Source organism: Corynebacterium yonathiae (assembly GCF_027570195.1).
Taxonomy (GTDB): domain Bacteria; phylum Actinomycetota; class Actinomycetes; order Mycobacteriales; family Mycobacteriaceae; genus Corynebacterium; species Corynebacterium yonathiae.
Window position 1 is genome coordinate 97,305 of the sequence record NZ_JAKMUZ010000001.1, and the last position, 23,072, is coordinate 120,376.

Here is a 23,072-nt window from a genome sequence, read left to right on the forward strand (position 1 = left end):
GTCGCGTCCCGTCACAATAGTGACCGCCGGCGCAGAGCACCGCCCCGTAGTGACGACAGACGACGAGTACCAAACAGAACACACTGTTTATCAACAAGGAATGGAGCTCCCTGTGACTGAAAGCTTGAACTCCTTCGATGCCAAGAAGACCCTTGACGTCAACGGCAAGTCTTATGACTACTTTGACATCAACACCGTCTCCGGCTTGGAGAAGTTGCCTTACTCCCTCAAGGTGCTAGCAGAGAACCTGCTGCGCAATGAGGACGGCAAGAACGTAACCAAGGACCACATCAACGCCCTGGCAAACTGGGACCCGGAAGCGGAGCCAGACACCGAAATCCAGTTCACCCCAGCACGCGTCCTCATGCAGGACTTCACCGGCGTTCCTTGCGTTGTTGACCTTGCCACCATGCGTGAGGCGGTCTCTGCCTTGGGTGGTACTCCAGATCAGGTCAACCCGCTCAACCCAGCTGAGATGGTTATTGACCACTCCGTCATCGTTGAGGCCTTCGGCTCCACCGATGCACTGGAAAAGAACGTTGAAATTGAGTACCAGCGCAACGAGGAGCGCTACCAGTTCCTTCGCTGGGGTGCTGAGAACTTCTCCAACTTCCGCGTTGTACCTCCGGGAACCGGCATCGTCCACCAGGTAAATATCGAGTACCTGTCCCGCGTTGTATTCGACAACGAGGGCCTCGCTTACCCAGATACCTGTATCGGTACCGACTCCCACACCACCATGGAAAACGGTCTGGGCATTCTGGGCTGGGGCGTCGGCGGCATCGAGGCAGAGGCTGCGATGCTCGGCCAGCCGGTATCCATGCTCATCCCGAAGGTCGTTGGCTTCAAGCTGACGGGCGAGATTCCAACCGGTGTTACCGCAACCGACGTTGTACTTACCATTACTGAGATGCTGCGCGAGCACGGCGTTGTTCAGAAGTTCGTAGAGTTCTACGGCAACGGCGTCAAGTCCGTTCCACTGGCTAACCGCGCCACCATCGGCAACATGTCTCCTGAGTTCGGTTCCACCGCGGCGATCTTCCCAATTGATGAGGAGACCACCAAGTACCTCGAGCTCACCGGCCGCCCTCAGGAGCAGATTGACCGCGTTGAGGCATACGCCAAGGCCCAGGGAATGTGGCTGGAAGAGGATGCCCCGGAGGCAAAGTACTCCGAGTACCTCGAGCTGGATCTGTCCACCGTTGTTCCTTCTATTGCTGGCCCAAAGCGCCCGCAGGATCGTATCCTGCTGACCGAAGCCAAGGAGCAGTTCCGCAAGGATTTGTCCAACTACACCACCGACGAAGTTTGCGTCGACGAAACCTCTGTTGAGGCAAAGCGCATGTCCGCAGAGGGAGGCGCTCCGGAATTGGAGGACGTCACCGGCGGTTTGAACAAAGCTCGCGAGGGCCACGGCGAGTCCTCCGCTATTGGCGCAAAGGGCCGTCATTCCAACCCAATTACCGTTGAGTCCCAAAACGGTGGCGAGTTCACCTTGGACCACGGCATGGTCGCTATCGCCTCCATCACCTCCTGCACCAATACCTCCAACCCATCCGTGATGGTGGGCGCAGGTCTTATTGCCCGCAAGGCAGCAGAAAAGGGCCTCCAGTCCAAGCCGTGGGTTAAGACCATCTGCGCACCTGGTTCCCAGGTAGTTGATGGTTACTTCCAGCGTGCAGACCTCTGGAAGGACCTCGAGGCAATGGGCTTCTACCTCTCCGGCTTCGGTTGCACCACCTGTATCGGTAACTCCGGCCCATTGCCGGATGAGGTATCTGCAGCTATCAATGAGAATGACCTTGCTGCCACCGCGGTTCTTTCCGGTAACCGCAACTTCGAGGGTCGCATCTCCCCGGACGTCAAGATGAACTACTTGGCCTCCCCAATCATGGTCATCGCCTACGCCATTGCCGGCACCATGGACTTTGACTTTGATGCACAGCCCCTGGGTCAGGATAAGGAAGGCAACGATGTCTACCTGAAGGACATCTGGCCATCCCCGCAGGAGATTGAGGACACCATTCAGTCCGCTATCTCCCGCGAGATGTACGAGGCTGACTACGCCGACGTCTTTAAGGGTGACGAGGCTTGGCGCAACCTGGACGTGCCGGAAGGTGAGACCTTCAAGTGGGATGAGGATTCCACCTACATCCGCAAGGCTCCTTACTTCGATGGCATGCCTACCGAGCCAAACCCGGTTGAGGACATCAAGGGCGCTCGCGTTCTGGCGAAGCTGGGTGACTCCGTCACCACCGACCACATCTCTCCTGCTTCCGCTATTAAGCCGGGCACCCCGGCTGCGCAGTACCTCGATGAAAACGGCGTTGCACGCAAGGACTACAACTCCCTGGGCTCTCGCCGTGGTAACCACGAGGTCATGATGCGCGGTACCTTTGCGAATATTCGCCTGGCAAACCAGCTGGTCGATGTCACCGGTGGCTACACCCGTGACTTCACTCAGGAAGGCGGCCCACAGGCCTTCATCTTCGATGCTTGCCAGAACTACAAAGAAGCCGGCATTCCACTGGTAGTCATCGCTGGTAAGGAGTACGGCACCGGTTCCTCCCGTGACTGGGCTGCAAAGGGCACCAACCTGCTCGGCGTCAAGGCTGTAATCACTGAGTCCTTCGAGCGCATTCACCGCTCCAACCTGATCGGCATGGGCGTTATCCCACTGCAGTTCCCACAGGGTGAGTCCCACGAGTCCTTGGGCTTGGACGGTACTGAAACCTTCGATATTGAGGGCATCACCGCCTTCAATGAAGGCTCCATCCCCAAGACCGTCCACGTCACCGCCACCAAGGAGTCCGGCGAGACCGTCGAGTTTGACGCTGACGTCCGCATCGACACCCCGGGTGAGGCTGACTACTTCCGCCACGGCGGCATCCTGCAGTACGTTCTGCGCCAAATGGTCAAGAGCTAGGCGCTTTTCGCACAATCCTTATGCCCACCTGAAGGAGCTAAGGACCTAGCTTCAGTCGATAACGCGGGGTTGCACCGCACTCCCCAGTGGAGGGCGCTGCGGCCCCGCGTTTCGTCGCTTATTTTTTATTCTTATTCAAAATTACTGATTTATTATTCTATAGACGTTCCCCATTAAGGAGATTTGCCTACTATGCCCATCGTCAGCGAATCTGAACTCAGCCGCCGTCGGCACGACATTCTCGTAGGCGCTCGCCGGTGTTTTGCAGAGCACGGGTACGAGGGAGCTACAGTTCGTCTACTAGAACAGGCAACGGGCAAATCTCGTGGCGCAATCTTCCACCACTTCGGTGATAAAGAGTCTCTCTTTCTTGCCTTGGCGCAAGAAGATGCCGCCCGTCAGGCAGAAGTCGTAGCTCATAATGGCTTGGTTGAAGTTATGCGTGAGATGCTCCAGCATCCTGAGCGTCACGATTGGTTAGCCACTCGCTTGGAAATCACTTCTCTCCTTCGTACCGATCCTTCCTTCGCCGCTAGATGGAAGGAAAACCAGTCGGTTCGTGGCGAGGCCGTGCGCGCCCGTTTGGCGTCCAATGCGGACAAGGGCCGCCTGCGTGATGACGTCGACATCGACACCTTGGCTATCTATCTAGAGGTGTTTATGGATGGGTTCATCAACCGGCTCGCCTTGGGCGAGACCGCAGAGCTGGAAAAAGTCCTTGACTTAGTAGAGCAATCCATCCGCGGCGGTCAAGCCAACCTGGATTAATCTCGCCCCTCCCCACCCCAATGCAGCTCCCGGTTGCTTGTTACTTGAAGCGGGCTGTAGCCGGGAGCTTTCGCCTGTGCTCAGCGGCGCGGTGGCGGCAATTTCTCCTCCGTGACATCGGCGTAGGTTGATATTTCCGCCACAAACTGAGGATCATGGCAGGTAACCACTAAGGCACTTCCGGACTGTAGGCCGTAGTGGATTAGCTGGTGCATGAGCCATCGGTCCGCGGCAGAAAGCAAGGTATCTGGCTCGTCGAGCAGTACTTTCTGGCGGTGCTGCCCAATGACGTGAGCAACTTGCGCAAGCCGCAGGCGCGACGATGATAAATCTAGGGGATGATCAGCAGGTTTTAATCCCAGCAGATTGCGCAATGTTTCATTGGGCACAAATTCCTCTACCGTGGAAAAGGCCGCCTGGTCAAACGGCGACTGCATAGCGAGAGCGGGAAGATTTCGTACAACTCCCGCGCCATCAAGCCCGGCGGCGGCGCGCAAGAGCGACGTTTTACCGCTGCCATTATCACCGCGCAACCACGTCACCCCGGCTTCCACGGTGGGGATTTCTACGGGACCGACGCTAAAGGTCGTTCCGGTGGGCTGGGAGAACTGCCACCATTTCTTCTTCTTTGGTCCTCGCCGGGCAGTTAGCGGGCCTATGCTCCCCTGCTGTCCGCGCGTATATATCCGCGGCAGCTCAAGGGGTGCTACGCGTGGTTCAGCTCCTATGATTTCTCCGCCCAGCTCCGGCCAAGTAGTGCTCGATACGGCAATAACGCAGGTATGCGGCATTGCCTGCAAAAGGTTAACCACTTGTGCGCGCGACTCTGAGTCGAGACCAGCTGCGGGTTCACAAATGATCATGATCGCGGGCTTGCAGATGGCTACACAAGCTGCGGCTAACCTGCGAGTTTGTCCTCCAGACAGCTGCGCAGGGTTATGTTCACTGTAGGAAGAAAGACCCACTGCGCGAAGCATATGCTGCCCGCGGACTTGCATCTCCTCCGCAGGCACACCCGCGTGTTCCAGGCCTAGTACTACTTCTTCAATGCAGGTCGCGCGTAGGAAACTTATTTGTGCGGAAGCATCCGTGCCGATGATTGCTGCGGTGGACAGGGATTTTGCTAGCTGCGCCGCAATATCTTCTACTGCTTTATCAGGCTCGACGACTACCTGCACTATCGTCCCAGGGGTGGGCCGAAGCTGGTCTAGATCCATCTAATAATCACCACCGCAAGGCACACTAGCGGAATAAGGAGGCGTAAGACTCGGGAGAGCCTCGAATCGGCAACGGGTCGCAACAAACTGCGTTGCCCTTCCTGGTCGAACCCGATGGCGGCCAGGGCCTGGCCGCGTTGAGTTCCTTGGATGAGGAGGCGAGCGATTACGGGAATAATGACACGAGAGATAGTACTGCGCCAGGTTATGGTGATTCCAGCTAATTGGTTGGCGTCGCGGACGCAGCGCCAGGCGTGCGCACCTTGTGGCAGGGTCTGTAGGGAGGACCCAACCACATACGCCACCTTGTGTCCGGCACGGGAGATTTGCAGCCATTTGGCGATATCCGCGATGCGCAGCGCCGCCATCGCTGCGATGAAGCAGGCCATGAGCGCACAGAAGCGGAGTGTGAGGCTGCCGGCGAGTGCCAGGCCGTCGGCAGTGAGCAAGGGCGCTACTGGGGTCTCACCGTAGGGGGCATGAATGACCAGCATGGAAAGGGCGGCTGGAGCGCTTAGCGCAACCGTAGTCAAGGCCACGGAAGCGTTGCGCGTAGACGCGGTACCACAAATAAGGGCGATGAGTAGCACGCTTGCCGACGCCGCCGGGGTATTTAGTGCCAGAGTGAGAATCCAGCCGCAGGCCGCAATGGTGACCACGGTGGCAGGATGTAGGCGGCTCATCAGCGTGGCTGCAGCGATTCACGGGTGCGTTGCGGCAATGCCTTCACCGCGGCCCAGACGATGAGGAAAACTAGCGCCTTGTCCAGGGGATCTGAGATGAACGACTGCAGGGTAACCGAGGCGATGAGGGAATTTCCCAGCTCGCGGAAGAGCGAGACAACCGCACCTGTGCCAAGGCCTGCAGTGCCGCCATAGACAAAGGCAGCCACCGGAGCGGCGAGCATGCCGGAAATGATGCCGATGATAGCGCCGCTGAGGATGACCCACCACACCTTGGTGAACGCTCCCTTTTTGATTAGAACTCCGGACAGGAACCCGGTGGCGGCAGACACCGCAGCGAAGGGCAAGGCGGCGGGGTTAAGCAGTCCCCATACGTCGGAAGACAGCGTTCCGGTAGCCAAGCCGGCAATGGGGCCGGCGAGCGCGGCTACCAAGATAGTTCCCACAGAATCAATATAAAGGGGAACACCGATACTCCCGATAATTTCGCCCACGACAATATTGAGCACTAGTGCTACCGGGATGATGGCAATGGTGCGCGCTGGCAGGGCTGGTACGGTGCCCGCGAGAAGAAGCGCGGCGCCAATCAGGTATCCGGCGAGGGTAAAAAGCGCTTCGCTGGATCCAGCTACTGATTCCCAGTCGGTAGGGCGTAAAAGTACGAGGTAGATCCAGGTTGCGGCAACGATAAGCGCACCCGCGAACACCATAGCCCTGCGGGCGGGGCTGAGAGAAAGTTGTGACACGGTAAAAGTCCAAATCCAAAGGAAGAAAAAAGGGCAGAGTAAACGCCGACCCCGGACGGTGCTGCTTTCCTATGTCACCTCGGAAAGAGAACCCGTACGGTACATGCGCCGCGGATAATAGTAAAGGTTCTGTTGGACAAAAGCCACTAGTGCGAAGCTAATAGTGCACATCCCCGCGCGAATTCTTGGTGCGCGGCCTCGATATCGGCACTTGTTACAAGGCACGCATTGTCGGCTCGGCCCCAATGGTCGCGCAGATCCGCAACGCTCGTTCCTCGCAGCAGAGGTGATTGTGCTTCCACATCCATGGTGGTCTCAGTCGCCGCGTAGTCGACCTTTCCTAGAGCAATCATGCAGGTCAAAAGGTCGTGGATTTGGGCCTGATAGCCCTCCCCTTGCGCCTTATGGAATTCGAAATAGAAACGCAGCGCCTCGGGGAGGATTTGTGTCACGGGGTGCTCACCCAAAACTTCCATGATTTCTTCCAAGCGCTGCGGAGTAATGAGAAACTGTTCCGTTACTTCGAGGGAACACAATGTGGTGAGGACATTCGCGGCAGCTGCATGAAAGTGCTGTGCAGCGGCGTGCGGGTCAACCCAGAAATTCCATTCTGCGGTCGGGGTGGTATTTCCGCGGTAATTGACCGCGCCACCCATGATGGAAATGGCGCCAAACTGAGCGGCAGCTGGGCTATGGGTTTCTTCAAATGCGGCGAGATTAGTAACCGGTCCGGTCACAATAAGTTGCAGATCGGCATGGGCTTCTAATGCTTCGACCCACATCTGCCGCCAATCACGGTCACCCGCCGCGGTGACGGCAGCGGCGGCAGTCTCGGGCGCGGTAGCGTAGCCCAATCCCGTCGGACCATGGGTCTCAGGAGTTGTGGTGAGATCTACCTTAAGTGGCCCGGGCTGGCCGGGGGCAACGGGGACGTCGGCAAGCGAGCAGAGGTCCAGAATCCAGCGAGCGTTGGCCGCAGTCTGGAACGCCTCCACGTTGCCGGCCGTGGTGGTAACGCCCACCAGCTCAATTTCCCCGGCATGATGCAACCCCGCCAAGTACACCAGGGCGAGGCAATCGTCTATGCCGGGGTCACAATCAATGAGTACAGCTGGACGCGAGACAGTCATAATGCCCGCCAGTTTAGCTTTTATTTGACGGAGCCCACCGGATTTTCGCCATCAATGAAGGCAAGCGGGGATTCCGGCAGGGTTTCGCGGCCAAGGGCTTCGACGATGACTTCCGCAACGAGTTCGCGCGAAGAAGTCAGGGACTCCTTCAGCATCGTATCTTCAATCTGCTCTAGCCCCTTAGCCGGCTCCTCGGTCAGCATCGCTGGTTTGAGGATGAGGTGCGGATAATCGGCCTGCACAAGCCGGTTATCTACTTCCTTCTTGGACTCGACGTAGGCATACCACTTCTCATCGGCAGGATCCGTGGTTGCTTCCTGGGAACCAATATAGGAAATCATGACGTAGGCGGGCAGGTTCTTGTCCTCCTGCTGGAGCTTGTCCATAGCATCGAGGGTGGCGAGGGCACCGTCGCGGTCCACAGCCCAGGTAAGGTCTGCCCCACCACGGCCGCCGTTGCCGGCACCCCAGACAACGGCATCATAAGCGGTGAGAAGCTCCGCCCACTGCTCCACGGTTTGCTCGGTAATATCCGCCACAACTGGGGTTGCACCGAGCTTTTCAATCTCGGGCTTCTGCTCAGGGTTACGGATAAGGGAATGAACCTCGTGGCCGGCGTCCACCAACTTTGGGGCGGTTAGAAGGCCGACTTTGCCGTGTCCACCGATGTACAAAATCTTCTTCTTATCAGCCATGCCTCCCCACCGTAACAATGTTGCCGCCTACGCGCAGACGGCTTCTTTGCTGAGGCGCCGGTTTTACGGCGCAGGAAAATCACCGCGGCTTGGCCACCAAGCGGTTAGAATTGCACGCATGTATGCCATTATGACCGTCACCGGCGCCGATAGCACCGGAATCATCGCCGCGGTGACCACTACCCTTGCAGAACTCGATATCAACGTCATCGACGTCTCTCAGACACTCATGGGCGGGTACTTCACCATGATCCTGCGCGTCGAATTTGATGCCGATAAGGTCTCCATCCAGACCATCAAGGAGAAAATGCGCCCCGTGGCGGAGCAAAAGCACCAGTCCATCCGCATTCAGTCCGAAGACCTCTTCACCGCCATGAATGAAATTTAATATGAGCACCCGTTTTAATACCACCAATATTTTGGACACCATCGAGATGATTGAGAACTATCGTCTCGATATTCGCACCGTAACCATGGGCATCTCGCTCCTGGGATGCACCCGCTCCACCATGGAAGCTACTTGCCAGGCCATCTATGACCGCGTCACGCAACAGGCAGGACGGCTTGTTGAGGTATGCGAAGGCATCGAGGGCGAGCTCGGCATCCCCATCGTGAATAAGCGCATTTCCGTCACCCCCATTTCCTTGGTGGTGGCCGGCGTCGAAGGAAACCCCGTTGATGCAGCAAAGGCACTGGACAAGGCAGCCAAAGAGGTTGGCGTCAACTTCGTGGGCGGCTACTCTGCCTTAGTTGAAAAGGGCGCTACCACCGCGGAGCAGAAGCTCATTAGCTCCATTCCTGAGGCGCTGGCTACAACGGATGTCGTCTGTTCCTCCGTAAATATCGCCAGCTCCCGTGCCGGCATCAATATGGATGCGGCAAAGAAGATGGGTGAGGTCATCAAGGAAGCCGCCGAGCTTAGCAAGGACGATTCCGCTATTGCCTGCGCAAAATTGGTGGTCTTTGCCAACTCCGTGGGCGATAACCCATTCATGGCTGGTGCCTTCCACGGCATTGAGGAGCCCGATTGTGTGGTCTCCGTGGGTGTTTCTGGCCCGGGAGTCGTTGACCGCGCCTTGGGTTCTCTCGAGGGCGCCAGCTTGGACCAGGTCGCAGAAGAGGTAAAGAAGGCAGCATTCAAGATCACTCGCGCCGGACAGCTGGTGGGCACCATGGCCTCTGAACGCCTTGGCGTTCCCTTCGGCATCATCGACCTCTCGCTTGCCCCTACCGCTGAATTGGGCGATTCGGTTGCCCATATCCTTGAGCACATGGGCCTAGACCAAGTGGGCACGCACGGTACTACCGCTGCATTGGCTTTGCTTAACGACGCCGTAAAGAAGGGCGGCATGATGGCTTGTTCCCGCGTCGGTGGATTGTCCGGTTCCTTCATTCCGGTCTCCGAAGACAAGGGAATGATCGATGCGGTCAGGTCCGGTTCCATTTCCATGGACAAGCTAGAGGCTATGACCGCTATCTGCTCGGTGGGTTTCGATATGATTGCACTGCCAGGCGATACCTCGGCCGCGACAATCTCGGGCATGATCGCCGATGAGGCCGCCATTGGCGTGATGAACCATAAGACCACCGCTGTGCGCGTCATCCCGGTTCCAGGCGCCCAGGTAGGCGACGAGGTTAGCTTCGGTGGCCTTCTCGGCTACGCACCCGTTATCCCAGTCAATGAAGTGGGCAACGCGCAGTTCATTAACCGCGGCGGTTTCATCCCCGCTCCGGTACACGGATTCCGCAACTAAGGCCCGTGGCAAACGCGCCGCGGCCTAGTCTGCCGCGCGCTCCTCGCCGGGTTTCTCCGACTCCGCCCTTTCGGCTAGGTTGTCCTGGAAATGCTGGTAGGAAGATTCCAGCTGCTTTAATTCCACCTCGCCGCCAACTTGGCGGCGGGCATCGGAGTAGATGGCTCGGGCGGCGTCGGCAAGCACGCTCCGGCGCTCAGCAGTGCGCAAAAGGGCCACGACCTTGGCCAGGTTATCCAGCAAGCTGAGGTAAATCTCCGCGTTATCGGCGGCGTCGCGCCGAATCTGCGTGAACATCGCCTCCACGATTTCTTCATAGCTGAACGTTTGGTAATCGAGCCGAAACTCACCGTCAACGTGCACAATGCCCTGCGGAAGCCGCTTATCCCCGATCACGGTGAGGATCTGGGTAAAGCGGTCAATGATATCGATGACCGTATACGGATCATTGACACCAGTACTCAAAGCGCGGGCAGCAATCTCCGCCAGGTGCCGGGCGGTAAAGCGAGGGTCGTGGGCTGAGGCATTCTCGCGGTGCTGTGTGAGCACGATGTGGCGCTCAACATTTTCCGGCAGGCGCGGCACGCCGTGCGCGATGACCTCGCCCTCCAGTACCAAGTCACCCGGCGCCACGCCGAGGTGCACTGCACAATTCTCCCGTGCCGCTGCCTGCGCGATGGCGTCATAGTCGACGAACTTCAGGTAGCCAGTTCCACTGCTGCGCCGCTTTTCCGCATCCACGTAAAATTCTGTCCCTGGAGCCTTGGCTGCCTTTTCCTCCTCGCCCCGCCGGATGAGCCGGCGCATGTGGTCCTCTACGTCTTGGGCCACCACGTGAACTACGTGAGACATGCTGATCGATTGGGCGATATGAACAATGAAATAAATGAGGAAGACTACACAGGCGATGGCCAGCAGCACCGTGACGGCAACGTTCAAGGAAGGAACATATTCTTCTTCCCCACTACCGCCCGTTTGCACCGCGCGCAAAGAAAGAAGGGCAAAAATGAAGGTTGCAAGATAGATCGCCAGGGTAGATTGTATAGAGCGATCCTTTAAAAACTCATGTAGCAGGCGCGGCCCCATCACTGTGACAACACCAGAAAGTGCGGTCAGCGTAATGAAGAAAACGGTGCCAGCAAGGGATAGCGACGAGGTTGCTACCGCGCTTAGAATCCCTTGGGCACTATCGGCGCTGCCATCATAAAAGGGCGTGGCTGCCACGCGGAAGTTGCTACCGATCGCGATCAGCAATTCCGCGCCGACGGCGGCAAGGGCCACCGCCACTGCAGGGATTAGCCAAAACTTCTCCCACCAGGCAGGCATCCTCTCCAGTAGCGTCTTCATATTTTCCTAAGCTATCTCCACGATCTCCATGTAGTCATCGGACCACAAGTCCTCGTCGCCATCTGGCATGATGATTACGCGTTCGGGATCCAAAGCCTTGACCGCGCCTGGATCGTGTGTGACCAGAACCACGGCGCCCGTATAGGTTTTTAGCGCATCGAGTACCTGCTCGCGCGAAATCGGATCCAGGTTATTGGTCGGCTCATCCAAAAGCAGCACGTTCGCACGGCTGGAGACTAGGGCGGCGAGTGCCAAGCGCGTCTTCTCACCGCCAGAGAGAGTGCCCGCCGGCTGTTCCAACTTTTCGCCGGAGAACATGAAGGCGCCAAGCAGGCTCCGCAATTCCTGTTGATCCGCGTCCGGACACGCGTCAATGGTGTTTTGCCACACGGACTTATCCGGGTCGATGGTGTCATGTTCCTGCGCAAAATAGCCAATACGCAGGCCGTGGCCACTGACGATGCCGCCTTCGCCATCGGTTCGCTCCACCCCGGCCAGCAACTTCAACAGCGTAGTTTTACCCGCGCCGTTATAGCCCAAAACCACTACTCTCGAACCCTTATCGATGGCCAAATCCACCCCGACGAAGACCTCTAGGGACCCGTACATTTTGGTCAGGCCCTTGGCATTCATGGGTGTCTTTCCGCAGGGCGCTGGTTCAGGGAACTTAATATTGGCTACCTTATCGGCCACACGGACCTCATCAAGCTCGCTCATCATGCGCTCAGCGCGGTGGAGCATCTGCTTAGCTGCAGCGGCCTTGGTTGCCTTCGCGCCCAACTTAGCTGCCTGCTTTTGTAACGCGGAGGCTTTCTTTTCCGCATTGGCCCGCTCTCGGCGACGCCGCGCTTCATCGGTTGCACGAGCATCGAGGTATTTCTTATACCCCATGTTGTACACATCCGCCTCGCCGCGGACCGCATCAAGGAACCACACCTTATTGCACACGGCCTCGAGCAGCTCGACGTCGTGAGAAATCATAATGAGCCCGCCCTCATGCTTGGACAGGAATTGGCGCAGCCACGTAATAGAATCTGCGTCCAGGTGGTTGGTCGGCTCATCCAGGAGCAGCGTGGTCTGGGATTTACCCGATCCTTCAGTTGCGGCAAAGAGGATTTGCGCCAACTCCACACGGCGGCGCTGGCCACCAGAGAGGGTCTTGAGCTGCTGGTCTAGTACCCGCTGCGGCAAGCCTAAGTTATCGCAGATCTGCGCGCACTCGGAATCAGCTTCATAGCCTCCCAGGGACTCAAACTGCTCCTCCAAGCGGGAATACTTGCGGATGGCTTTGTCTCGGAATTTATCATCCGTGGCCGTTTCCATGAGCTCTTGTTGCTTCGCCATGCGGCGCTTGAGATCATCCAATCCGCGTGCGGAAAGAACGCGCTCGCGCGCGGTCTGCTCGATATTTCCTTCGCGGGAATCCTGGGGCAAATAACCAATGGGGCCCGAACGAGTTACAGAGCCACCATAGGGCTCCGTCTCTCCTGCCAAAATGCGCATAGTCGTCGTCTTGCCTGCGCCGTTGCGGCCGATGAGGCCGATACGGTCGCCGGGTTGTACCCGCAGGTGCTGCCCGGGGGCGTCGAGAAGCGTACGCGCTCCTACCCTGACTTCGAAATCATTGGTTACAATCACGAAGAAACAGTCTAGCAATTGACGTTGCCGACGCTAAGACGCACTAACGCCCTCAGCAGTCGATTTCCTAATCGAGGAAAGAGGCTGCTGAGGGCGTTTAGGTTTGCGCGTTCTTAGACCGCGAAGCCGAGGGCCTGAAGCTGCTCCCGGCCCTCCTCAGTAATCATCTGCGGGCCCCATGGCGGCATCCATACCCAATTGATACGCACGGCATCAGCCAACTTATTGGCCTTGACGATATCTTCCACCTGCTCCGCAATGACATCGGTCAGCGGGCAGGCCGGCGAGGTCAGCGTCATGTTGATCATGACGATCTCCTTGCCATTGTCTTCTTCAAACCAGAGGTCATAGACAAGGCCCAAGTCCACGACGTTGATGCCGAGCTCAGGGTCAATGACATCACGCATAAACTCAGTGACGTCAAAGGCCTTAGAAATCTGCTCTTCGGTCTGCTCCGGACGCTCGCCGCTGCCGGAGAAAGAAGAATTCTCGTTCTGATAAGGATCTACGGGTTCGGTCATCTAGTTCTCCACTTCATTTAGTGCATCGGCAGAAGCAGCCTGGAAAGCCTTCCACCCGAGAAGCGCGCACTTTACGCGCGCCGGATACTGGGATACGCCGGCGAAGGCAACGCCATCACCAATAAGGTCTTCATCGCCTTCTTCTTGTCCGCGAGAGGTAATCATCTTTTCAAACTCGGCCAGCTTCTCATTGGCTTCTGCTAGCGGCAGTCCAACGATTTCTTCAGCCATAACCGAAGTAGAAGCCTGCGAAATAGAGCAGCCTTCCGCGTCATAAGAGACGTCCTCTACGGTCTTGCCGTCATCCGAAAGGCGCACGCGCAGAGTCAGCTCATCGCCGCAGGAGGGATTCACGTGGTGAACCTCAGCCTGATATGGCTCCCTGAGACCGGCATGCTGGGGGTTTTTATAGTGATCCAGGATGACGTCCTGGTACATCGAATCTAGGTTCATGAGGCAACTCCAAAGAATTCACGGGCAGCCTTGATTGCGTCCACCAGCTTATCTACTTCTTCCTCGGTGTTATAGAGGTAGAAGCTAGCACGGGCGGTAGACTGCGCGCCGCAGGCGCGATGCAATGGCCATGCGCAGTGGTGACCAACGCGGATGGACACGCCGTGGTCATCGAGGACCTGGCCCAAGTCGTGCGGGTGGACGCCCTCCACGGTAAAGGAGATGGCGCCGCCGCGATCTTCAGTGGTATCTGGGCCGATGATGCGCAGACCCGGGATGTCCCTCAGCTGGCGCAATGCGCGCTCGGTGAGATTCTTTTCGTGCGCATGGATATTGTCCATGCCCACTTCCTCCAAGAACTTCACTGCAGCGCCGAGACCAACCACCTGGCTGGTCATCTGCGTGCCCGCCTCAAAGCGCGTAGGTGGCTCGGCAAAGGTCGTCTCTTCCATCTTGACAACCTCAATCATGGAGCCACCGGTCAAGAAAGGCGGCAGCTTCTTGAGCAGCTCATCCTTGCCGTACAGCACACCAACGCCGCTGGGACCGCACATCTTGTGTCCGGAAAAGGCCGCGAAGTCCACGTCCAAAGCGTGGAAATCTACCTTCATATGCGGTACTGATTGGCAGGCGTCGAGCACCACCATGGCGTCAACCGCGCGGGCGCGCCGCACCAGTTCCTCTACGTCTGCCACAGCGCCGGTCACATTGGACTGATGGGTAAACGCAACGACCTTGACGGAATCATCGAGCTCAAGCGAATCGAGGTCGATGCGGCCGTCCTCGGTCACGGAGTACCACTTCAACGTAGCGCCGGTACGAGCACATAGCTCCTGCCACGGCACCAAGTTGGCGTGGTGTTCCAATTCGGTGATCACAACGGTATCGCCCTCGCCAACGTAGAGGTCCCCCGCGCGTTCGTCGCTAAGCACATAGGCAACTTCGTTCAGGGCCTCGGTGGCGTTTTTGGCAAAGGCGATTTCGTCGCGGTCCGCGCCTACGAATGCGGCGATAGCTTGCCGTGCAGACTCGTAGGCATCGTCGGCCTCTTCCGCCAGCTGATAGGAACCACGGTGGACAGGAGCGTTGGTGTGCAACACAAACTCCTCTTCCGCCTTCCACACCGGCAGCGGGCGCTGGGAGGTGGCACCCGAATCCAGGTACACCAGTGGCTTATCGCCACGGACGGTGCGCTGGAGAATCGGGAACTGCTCCCTAATTGCGTTTACATCAAATCCAGACATGACTCTTCTTTGGATAGTCGCGGGTGACCGGCCAGTGGTCGGTCCTTACTTGAGGAACTGGTCGTAGCCGTCAGACTCGAGCTGGTCTGCCAATTCAGCGCCGCCGGTCTTGATGACTTGGCCATCAGCAAAGACGTGGACGAAGTCCGGCTTTACGTAGTTCAAAATGCGCTTGTAGTGGGTAATCATCAAGATGCCACCATTGGTTTCCTTCTGGTAGCTGTTGATTCCTTCAGACACAATGCGCAAGGCGTCAACGTCCAGACCGGAGTCTGTCTCGTCCATCACTGCGAACTTGGGCTTGAGGATATCCAGCTGCATAACCTCGTGGCGCTTCTTTTCGCCGCCGGAGAAGCCTTCGTTTACGGAACGGGAGATGAAGGACTTATCAATCTTCAGGTTCTCGCGAGCCTGAGTAAGTTCCTTGTTCCACTCACGCAGCTTCGGTGCCTCACCGCGAATGGAGGTTACGGCGGAGCGCATGAACTGGGAGACCTTGACGCCCGGGACCTCGGTTGGGTATTGCATCGCCAGGAAAAGGCCGGCGCGAGCACGCTCATCGACAGGCATTTCCAGCAAGTTTTCACCATCGAGCAGCACCTCGCCCTCAGTAACCTCGTACTTTGGGTGGCCGGCGATGGTATAGGACAAGGTGGACTTGCCGGAGCCATTCGGGCCCATGATGGCGTGGATCTCGCCGGAGTTGATGGTCAGGTTGACGCCCTTGAGAATTTCCTTTGGCTCGCCGCCTTCTTCCGTCGGCAGCACCTGGGCATGGAGGTTCTTAATTTCCAGAGTAGACATAATGTATGTGGGTTTCCTTCTATGAAAGCTTTAGGCGGAGATCTTTTCCAGTTCTTCGGAAATGCGGTTTTCCAATTCCTCGGACAGGGACTGCACCGGAATGCGGTGGATGACCTCATTGAAGAAGCCACGGATGATGAGGCGACGGGCTTCAGCCTCTGGAATGCCGCGAGACATGAGGTAGAACAACTCGATGTCATCGAAGCGACCAACGGTAGCTGCGTGGCCAGCACCAGTGATTTCACCGGTCTCAATCTCCAGGTTAGGGATTGCGTCCGCGCGAGCGCCTTCGGTCAGAATCAGGTTGTTGTTGGTCTCGTAGGTATCTGTGCCCTGTGCATTAGAGCGGATCAGGACATCGCCGACCCAGCAAGTACGGGCCTCATTTTCCTTAGTACCCTGCAGTGCGCCCTTATATAGGACGTGGGAGCGGCAATTAGGAACGGAGTGATCCACCAGCATGCGGTTCTCAAAGTACTGGCCTTCGTCAGCGAAGTACACGCCCAGCAGCTCTGCGTCGCCACCTTGCTCGGTGAAGTTCACGCGAGGCACGATGCGTACCACCTCGCCGCCGAAGATGGCGGAGTTGTGGCGCAGCACAGAATCGCGGCCGAGCTGGGCAACGTGGTTGGACAGGTGAACCGCATCGTCTTCCCAGTCAACGTCAAGGACGACGTTCAAGTGAGCACCATCGCCCACGATGAACTCTACGTTATCTGCGTGGGTGCCGGAGCCTACGTACTTCAAAATAACGGTGGCTTCCGCGTGATGGCCTACCTCGATGGAGGTGGCTCCAAAGGAAGTTACGCCCTCGCCCTTGCCGGTATAAGTAATGACGACAGGCTCTTCCACCTGGGTCTCGGCGTCAATGGTGACGACCTGGCCTTCAGACATGGAGGTCCACGCCTGTGCCGCTACGCGATCAGATGGAGTGCCAACACGGCCCAGACGCTCGTCGTCGCGAGCGACGGTCTCAGAGCTTACGCCTGGGTGCTCGCTCACGGTGACATCCTGGGCTACTGCCTCTGCAAACTCTCCATTGTGCAGGCCACGGAGTTTGCGCAGGGAGACAAAGCGCCACACCTCATCACGTCCGTGTGGCACCGGGAAGTCCTCCACGTTGGTAGAGGTAAAGACGTCACCCTTGGTGATCTTATCCGGATTGAATTCGTTCGAAGCGACCATTTTCTTTAGCCGACCGATCCTTCCATTTGCAGTTCGATGAGGCGGTTGAGCTCGAGGGCGTACTCCATCGGCAACTCCTTGGCAATCGGCTCAACGAAGCCACGCACGATCATCGCCATTGCTTCTTCTTCCGCAATGCCGCGGGACATCAGGTAGAAAAGCTGCTCCTCAGAAACCTGGGAAACGGTTGCCTCATGGCCCAGGGTGACGTGGTCATTGCGGATGTCGTTATACGGGTATGTATCCGAACGCGAAATGTTGTCAACCAATAGCGCATCGCACTCGACGTTGGAGGTGGAATGGTGCGCATTCTGGTTGACCTGCACTAGGCCGCGGTAGGCAGCGCGGCCACCGGCGCGAGCCACCGACTTAGACACAATATTGGAAGAGGTGTGCGGGGCCATGTGGGTCATCTTGGCGCCGGTGTCTTGGAACTGGTTCTCACCAGCGAAGGCAACGGAGAGAACTTCGCCCTTGGCATATGGTCCGGTCATCCACACGGCTGGATATTTCATGGTGACTTTGGAGCCAATATTGCCGTCAACCCATTCCATGGTGCCACCCTCTTCTACCTTGGTGCGCTTGGTTACCAAGTTGTAGACGTTGCTGGACCAGTTCTGAATGGTGGTGTAGCGGCAGCGGCCGCCCTTCTTCACGATGATCTCCACTACCGCGGAGTGCAGGGAGTCGGACTTGTAGATAGGAGCGGTACAGCCCTCGACGTAGTGCACGTAGGCATCCTCATCAACGATGATGAGGGTGCGTTCAAATTGACCCATGTTCTCCGTGTTGATACGGAAATAAGCCTGTAGCGGAATATCCACGTGCACGCCCTTTGGCACGTAGATAAACGAGCCACCGGACCACACGGCAGAGTTCAAAGCGGAGAACTTATTATCGCCGGCAGGGATAACAGTGCCGAAGTATTCCTTGAAAAGCTCTGGGTAGTCACGCAGCGCGGTGTCGGTATCGACGAAGATGACGCCTTGGCTTTCTAGGTCTTCACGAATCTGGTGATAGACAACCTCAGACTCGTACTGAGCTGCCACACCGGCAACAAGGCGCTGCTTCTCGGCCTCCGGAATGCCCAACTTATCGTAGGTGGCCTTGATGTCATCCGGGAGGTCTTCCCACGTCTGGGCCTGCTCCTCGGTGGACTTCACATAGTACTTGATCTGGTCGAAGTCGATGCCAGACAAATCCGCACCCCAAGTGGGAACGGGCTTCTTATCAAAGATGTTGAGTGCCTTCAGGCGCTGATTGAGCATCCATTCCGGCTCGCCCTTCTTGGCAGAAATATCGCGTACTACATCTTCATTCAAGCCGCGGCGAGCAGAAGCACCAGCCGCGTCCGAGTCGTGCCAGCCGTACTCATATGCACCAATGGAATCAATGATTTCATCATCGGTCATCTTGTTCTCGGGTGCCGATTGTGCCTGGGTCATGACTCGCTCCTTTCAGTATTTGTATTAACGGGTGTCAAGGGGATGTTCGTGGTACAGATTCCGTGGCCCTCAGCGATGGATGCCAACGGCTGTACGTGCTTGCCTAATAGAGCAGAAAAGACTTCCTGTTCCGCCTCACATAGCTCCGGATGCTCGGCCGCCACGTGGGAGACCGGGCAATGATGTTGACAAATTTGCACTCCCTGACCAGCGCGGTCCACCGTGGCGGCATACCCGTGCTCGTCTAAGACCTCTGCCAGCTTACGCGCCACATCCTCGACGGATTCGCCCTCATCTACTAGGGGACGAACATCAGCAACGAGGCGCTCAAAGCGGACTTTGGCAAAGCGCTTTACAGCCTCAGATCCGCCGACGGCGCGCAACGCCGTCAGGGCCTCCGAGGCCAAGTCATCATAGGCGTGACCGAATTGTGCTCGGCCACGATCGGTGAGGCGGAAATGTTTGGCTGGTCGCCCGCGACCAGAACCGCTGCCCGTAGCGCCACGGGCGACAGGACGGCGGCGTACGACCTCCGTTAGTTCCTCTTCCACCAAGTTGTCTAAGTGCCGGCGAATTCCAGCAGCAGAAAGGCCAAGGCGTTCGCCCAAGTGAGAAGCAGTAACGGGCCCGTCCTTTAAGAGCAAAAGCATCACTTGGCGGCGAGTATCACCATCCGTTGTGCGAGATTCCTTAGCCGGTTTCGACGAAGTTACAACGCGCTGAGGTGTGCTCATGTCGGGACCTCCCTTCGTGCTTCACTCACTTATAGTCATCCTGCGACGTCTACCTTGTTTCCCAAGAGTCACGCCACACTACAACTAGGCCTTCTTTATTAGACAACACTAGTGTTCCTTAATTCATTCCGGAATGCCACCATTATCCGATCTTCGGCGTGGCACGGGGGTGGTCAGGACCCCACTTGGTCGTTCATATCCGTGCTGCGTGCACTCTACGGACGGGCCCACTGGGGCTAATAGGAAGGATTCGCGTAAGGTCTTATGCCATGACAGGCAAAATCCGCGGCTTCTTATCCGGCGTAAAAGCTGAGCTGCCGCAGTTGGGCACCGCTGGTTCTCGGTCTGCTCGCTTGCACGCCGAGGACACCGGAGCTGCGGAGCCTGATTTTCGTTTTGATTTTGTCCCCGCCAACGCGGATGGCCTGAAGCGCACCACCACCGCGCAGTGGCGAACTTTCTTCATCCTGCGCTGGGTCGGCACCGTAGGTTCCCTACTCATCGCTTTCGGCGCGTTAGGCGCCGGTGCGCTTCCGGTGGTGGGCAACCCTTATGACAACGTCCCTTTTGGCTCCCTTATGCCCCGCATGCTGCAGACCTCTTCAGCCATTGTCATGGTGGGAGTAGGCCTGTTGGTCTCTGCCTGGGTTTTCCTCGCCCCCTTTGCGGGAACTCCACTGCGCCAACCCCAGCAAGGAGCTGCCACCCCAACGCGCGCTCGTCGGCTTGTAACCACGCACCAACTGTGGCGCACGTGGGCCGGTTGGGTCATCCCGCTGATTTTTACCGCCCCTCTTTTTACCCAAGATATTTATTCCTACTTAGCTAACGGTTCCATCGTGGCGCAAGGCATGGATCCTTATTCGGCAGGCCCCGTACAACTACTCGGCGCCGGAAATGAGCTCGCGCGCTCGGTACCGTTTATCTGGGCCAATTCTCCCTCCCCCTATGGCCCGGTAGCGCTGGGGCTAGCGGGCATGGTGAGCGTAATTACCTCTAATTCCATTCTTTTGGGGGTTATCGCCCATCGGCTGCTTTCCATCGCCGGCATCATCGTCGCTGGGTGGGCCATCAGCCGTCTCGCGCGGAGGTGCCACGTATCTCCGGAGTCCGCGCTCTGGCTCGGCATCCTCAACCCGTTGACCATCTTGCATCTGGTTGGCGGAATCCATAATGAATCCATCATGCTAGGCCTGTTATTGGTGGGCATGGAGCTCGGACTTCGCGGCGTCGACAGTCTAGAAAAATCCAAGTCCAGCGCCTATCTAGCCTTGGCAGCCTCTGGTTTTTGTCTCTCGTGCGCTGGAATGGTCAAGGTTACCGGCTTTATTGGACTAGGTTTCGTCGGTATGGCCTACGCCCGTCACCTCATTGACAAAGAAGGCACATCACGCTGGAAGGCCTTGGCTTTCGCGATCACCCTTCAGCTTGTGGTTTTGGTGGCCTCCGTGGCGCTCATCAGTGCTTGCACCGGAATTAGCCTGGGATGGATTACCGGACAAGGCGGCGCGGCTTCTATCCGCTCATGGCTTTCTACCTCCACCGCCGTAGGTGTCGGCGCAGGATTTATCGGGATGCTACTCGGGCTTGGGGATCACACGGAAGCTATCCTCACCGTTACCCGCACCTTTGGTGTGCTCCTGGCAGTAGCCTTCATGGCCCGCATGCTCTTTGCTACGCTACGCGGCCGAATCCACCCCGTCGGCGGACTGGGCACCGCTTCCCTAGTGCTTGTCATCTTCTTCCCCGTAGTCCATCCGTGGTACATCCTGTGGGCGGTACTACCTTTGGCCGCATGGGCCAATCGGCTCATCTTCCGGTTTTGCGTCGTAGCCTATTCCGCAGCGATGAGCTTCTTTGTTTTGCCGCGCGGCCTCGGCCTTCCGCCAAGCACCATCATCGTCATCTATGTTTGTGCCGCCTGCACATTCGCTGTCATTGCCGCCCTGTGGTGGGTTGCAGCGCGCCGTAGCGGAATCCGTGTCCTAAACTAGTCCCACGTGAATTCGATTTCCGCCGACCGCCCAGCCCTCACCTTGAATAACGTGGTGAAAAAGTATGGCTCCACCACTGCCGTCAATGGACTGAGTCTTAGCGTTGCCACAGGTGAGGTCTTTTGTCTCCTCGGCCCCAATGGCGCTGGAAAGTCCACGACAATTGAGATGGCAGAGGGCTTTATCCATCCCACTAGCGGCACTATCGACGTCCTAGGGCTCGACCCAAGTAGCGAGCCAGATAGTGTGCGTGAAAAGGTCGGCATCATGTTGCAGGGCGGCGGCTCCTATTCCGGCATCCGCGTGCTAGAAATGTTGGAGCTTTCCGCCCGCTATAGCACCCACCCAATCTCCCCACAATGGCTATTAGAGACGTTGGGGCTTGAAGGCGTGGCTCGCACCCCGTATCGCAGACTTTCGGGTGGACAACAGCAACGCCTATCGCTCGCCCTGGCGATCATCGGCCGGCCCGAGTTGGTTTTTCTCGATGAACCCACCGCAGGTATGGACGCACAGTCCCGTCTGGCGGTCTGGGACTTAGTTCGAGCACTGCGCCGCGATGGCGTCACCATCATCCTTACCACCCACCTAATGGATGAAGCGGAGTCGCTGGCAGACCAAGTGGCCATCATGGATCATGGCCAGCTGGTAGCCCATGGCACCCCCGCAGAACTTACTGCACAGACGGACTCGGCAGGATTGAGTTTCAGCACCGATATCGACGTTGACATGGAGGCATTGGCCGCGGCCGGAATTAAAGCCACCAAATCCCGGCCGCTGCATTACCGGTTGTCCCAGACCGGCACGCCGGAGGCTATCGCCACACTCACCTCAGAGCTCGCCCGGCAAGGAGTCTTATTGCGGTACTTAGATGCGGCCCACCGCAACTTGGAAGAGGTATTCCTTGACCTCACCGGCCGCCACTTGCGCAGCTAGCTTCGACCCGCATCAGTTTCATTGTCCATCAACGGTGTCAAGGAAAGAAACCACTTATGAGCACTACCTTTACCCCGGGTACTTTTACCCCCGCCCCCAAACGGGCTAGCGCTGGGGCCATGCTGCTGGCCCAAGGAACGATGGAGGCAAAGCTCATGCTGCGCCACGGCGAGCAGCAATTGCTAAGCGTTATCATCCCGCTAGCCATCCTCATTGGTGCAGCCCAATTGGAGTCTTTCACAGGGCATGGCCTTCACGAAGTTTTTCCCATGGTGCTTGCAGTAGCGGCCACTTCCGCAGGCTTTACCGGCCAAGCCATTTCGCTTGCTTTTGACCGGCGCTACGGGGCCCTTAAACGCACCGGCGCGTCCGGAGTGCCGGCGTGGGCCATTATCGGCGGCAAGATTGTGGGAGTACTCACGATGGTGGTCTTCCAAATCCTCATCCTAGGCATAGCGGCTTATATTTTAGGTCTGCGGATCAGCGTGGGTGGAGTGCTACTGATGCTCCTTTCCCTTTTCTTTGGCGTTGCAGCCTTTACCGCCATGGGGCTGTTGCTCGGCGGCACCCTCAGCTCCGAGGTTGTGCTTGCGTTGGCCAACCTCATCTGGTTCTTCCTCCTCGGCGTGGTCGGGTGGACCCTCTACTCCCAGGGGCTTGGCGATAATGGGCCCCTCAACGTGGTCCCGACCGTGGCTCTAGCAGGCGCGCTTACCGACGCCTCCAATTCCGCCTTTCCCGGCCTCGAGCTCCTGTCCTTAGTGGGCTGGCTCGCCGTCGCGTCGTTCGCGGCGGTCCGTTGGTTCCGCTTTGATGGCTAAATGTGACTTTTGTCCGGTTCCTTTCGAAACC

Annotated in this window: 21 protein-coding genes; 7 read left to right on the forward strand and 14 right to left on the reverse strand. The window is 57.6% G+C overall.

Annotation, left to right across the window (positions count from 1 at the left end; genetic code table 11):
* The first annotated feature begins 112 nt into the window (after window positions 1-112).
* Together can and L8V22_RS00500 are read left to right on the forward strand one after the other, a co-directional pair.
* Window positions 113-2,926 carry an aconitate hydratase gene (gene can / locus L8V22_RS00495; protein ID WP_238800895.1) on the forward strand — a complete coding sequence of 938 codons (2,814 nt, stop codon included), beginning with the start codon at window positions 113-115 and terminating at the stop codon, window positions 2,924-2,926.
* A 192-nt stretch (window positions 2,927-3,118) separates the two neighbouring features.
* Window positions 3,119-3,694: a TetR/AcrR family transcriptional regulator gene (locus L8V22_RS00500; protein ID WP_238800894.1), complete on the forward strand. Its 576-nt coding sequence runs from the start codon at window positions 3,119-3,121 to the stop codon at window positions 3,692-3,694.
* Between the two features lie 80 nt (window positions 3,695-3,774).
* Here L8V22_RS00500 and L8V22_RS00505 read toward each other — a convergent pair whose 3' ends face one another.
* From L8V22_RS00505 to L8V22_RS00525, 5 genes are all read right to left on the reverse strand, one after another.
* Window positions 3,775-4,911 carry an ATP-binding cassette domain-containing protein gene (locus tag L8V22_RS00505; protein WP_238800893.1) on the reverse strand — a complete coding sequence of 379 codons (1,137 nt, stop codon included), beginning with the start codon at window positions 4,909-4,911 and terminating at the stop codon, window positions 3,775-3,777.
* On the reverse strand, window positions 4,902-5,594 hold the full coding sequence (locus L8V22_RS00510; protein WP_238800892.1) for an energy-coupling factor transporter transmembrane component T family protein: 693 nt from the start codon (window positions 5,592-5,594) through the stop codon (window positions 4,902-4,904). Before L8V22_RS00510 ends, L8V22_RS00505 begins: the two co-directional genes overlap by 10 nt.
* Window positions 5,594-6,304 (reverse strand): ECF transporter S component, encoded by a 711-nt coding sequence (locus tag L8V22_RS00515; protein ID WP_269966375.1) that lies wholly within the window; start codon window positions 6,302-6,304, stop codon window positions 5,594-5,596. Before L8V22_RS00515 ends, L8V22_RS00510 begins: the two co-directional genes overlap by 1 nt.
* Window positions 6,305-6,486: 182 nt before the next feature.
* Window positions 6,487-7,470: a nucleoside hydrolase gene (locus L8V22_RS00520; RefSeq protein ID WP_238800891.1), complete on the reverse strand. Its 984-nt coding sequence runs from the start codon at window positions 7,468-7,470 to the stop codon at window positions 6,487-6,489.
* Between the two features lie 20 nt (window positions 7,471-7,490).
* On the reverse strand, window positions 7,491-8,165 hold the full coding sequence (locus tag L8V22_RS00525) for an NAD(P)H-binding protein (protein WP_238800890.1): 675 nt from the start codon (window positions 8,163-8,165) through the stop codon (window positions 7,491-7,493).
* A gap of 118 nt (window positions 8,166-8,283) precedes the next feature.
* Between L8V22_RS00525 and L8V22_RS00530 the strand changes: the two genes are divergently transcribed.
* Window positions 8,284-8,553, forward strand: a complete 270-nt coding sequence (locus L8V22_RS00530; RefSeq protein WP_238800889.1) for an ACT domain-containing protein — start codon at window positions 8,284-8,286, stop codon at window positions 8,551-8,553.
* A gap of 1 nt (window position 8,554) precedes the next feature.
* Entirely contained in the window at window positions 8,555-9,919 is a 1,365-nt protein-coding gene (locus L8V22_RS00535; protein ID WP_238800888.1) for a PFL family protein, read from the forward strand.
* Window positions 9,920-9,943: 24 nt separating this feature from the next.
* On the opposite strand, the gene L8V22_RS00540 is transcribed toward L8V22_RS00535, so the two are convergent.
* From L8V22_RS00540 to L8V22_RS00580, 9 genes are all read right to left on the reverse strand, one after another.
* Window positions 9,944-11,266, reverse strand: a complete 1,323-nt coding sequence (locus tag L8V22_RS00540; protein WP_238800887.1) for a DUF2254 domain-containing protein — start codon at window positions 11,264-11,266, stop codon at window positions 9,944-9,946.
* 6 nt (window positions 11,267-11,272) lie between these two features.
* Window positions 11,273-12,904: an ABC-F family ATP-binding cassette domain-containing protein gene (locus tag L8V22_RS00545; protein ID WP_238800886.1), complete on the reverse strand. Its 1,632-nt coding sequence runs from the start codon at window positions 12,902-12,904 to the stop codon at window positions 11,273-11,275.
* A gap of 113 nt (window positions 12,905-13,017) precedes the next feature.
* Window positions 13,018-13,425 (reverse strand): metal-sulfur cluster assembly factor, encoded by a 408-nt coding sequence (locus L8V22_RS00550; protein WP_005324830.1) that lies wholly within the window; start codon window positions 13,423-13,425, stop codon window positions 13,018-13,020.
* A complete protein-coding gene (gene sufU / locus L8V22_RS00555; RefSeq protein WP_238800885.1) occupies window positions 13,426-13,878 on the reverse strand; it encodes a Fe-S cluster assembly sulfur transfer protein SufU in 453 nt (150 codons plus the stop codon).
* Window positions 13,875-15,122 (reverse strand): cysteine desulfurase, encoded by a 1,248-nt coding sequence (locus L8V22_RS00560; RefSeq protein WP_238800884.1) that lies wholly within the window; start codon window positions 15,120-15,122, stop codon window positions 13,875-13,877. Before L8V22_RS00560 ends, sufU begins: the two co-directional genes overlap by 4 nt.
* A gap of 45 nt (window positions 15,123-15,167) precedes the next feature.
* The gene (gene sufC, locus L8V22_RS00565) at window positions 15,168-15,926 is read right to left on the reverse strand and encodes a Fe-S cluster assembly ATPase SufC (protein ID WP_198493085.1); all 759 of its coding nucleotides are present in this window, start codon (window positions 15,924-15,926) and stop codon (window positions 15,168-15,170) included.
* 30 nt (window positions 15,927-15,956) lie between these two features.
* Window positions 15,957-17,111: a Fe-S cluster assembly protein SufD gene (gene sufD, locus L8V22_RS00570; protein ID WP_238800883.1), complete on the reverse strand. Its 1,155-nt coding sequence runs from the start codon at window positions 17,109-17,111 to the stop codon at window positions 15,957-15,959.
* A gap of 5 nt (window positions 17,112-17,116) precedes the next feature.
* Complete coding sequence (gene sufB, locus L8V22_RS00575; RefSeq protein ID WP_005324837.1) at window positions 17,117-18,556, reverse strand: Fe-S cluster assembly protein SufB; 1,440 nt, start codon at window positions 18,554-18,556, stop codon at window positions 17,117-17,119.
* Complete coding sequence (locus tag L8V22_RS00580; RefSeq protein WP_238800882.1) at window positions 18,553-19,290, reverse strand: helix-turn-helix transcriptional regulator; 738 nt, start codon at window positions 19,288-19,290, stop codon at window positions 18,553-18,555. The genes sufB and L8V22_RS00580 overlap by 4 nt, the downstream gene beginning before the upstream one ends.
* 269 nt (window positions 19,291-19,559) lie before the next feature.
* On the opposite strand from L8V22_RS00580, the gene mptB reads away from it, so the two are divergent.
* Genes mptB through L8V22_RS00595 form a run of 3 tightly spaced genes read left to right on the forward strand, consistent with a single transcriptional unit; the run spans window position 19,560 to window position 23,041 of the window.
* On the forward strand, window positions 19,560-21,284 hold the full coding sequence (gene mptB, locus L8V22_RS00585) for a polyprenol phosphomannose-dependent alpha 1,6 mannosyltransferase MptB (protein ID WP_238800881.1): 1,725 nt from the start codon (window positions 19,560-19,562) through the stop codon (window positions 21,282-21,284).
* 6 nt (window positions 21,285-21,290) lie between these two features.
* On the forward strand, window positions 21,291-22,220 hold the full coding sequence (locus L8V22_RS00590) for an ABC transporter ATP-binding protein (protein ID WP_238800880.1): 930 nt from the start codon (window positions 21,291-21,293) through the stop codon (window positions 22,218-22,220).
* A 56-nt stretch (window positions 22,221-22,276) separates the two neighbouring features.
* Window positions 22,277-23,041 (forward strand): ABC transporter permease, encoded by a 765-nt coding sequence (locus tag L8V22_RS00595; protein ID WP_238800879.1) that lies wholly within the window; start codon window positions 22,277-22,279, stop codon window positions 23,039-23,041.
* The last annotated feature ends 31 nt before the right edge of the window (window positions 23,042-23,072 follow it).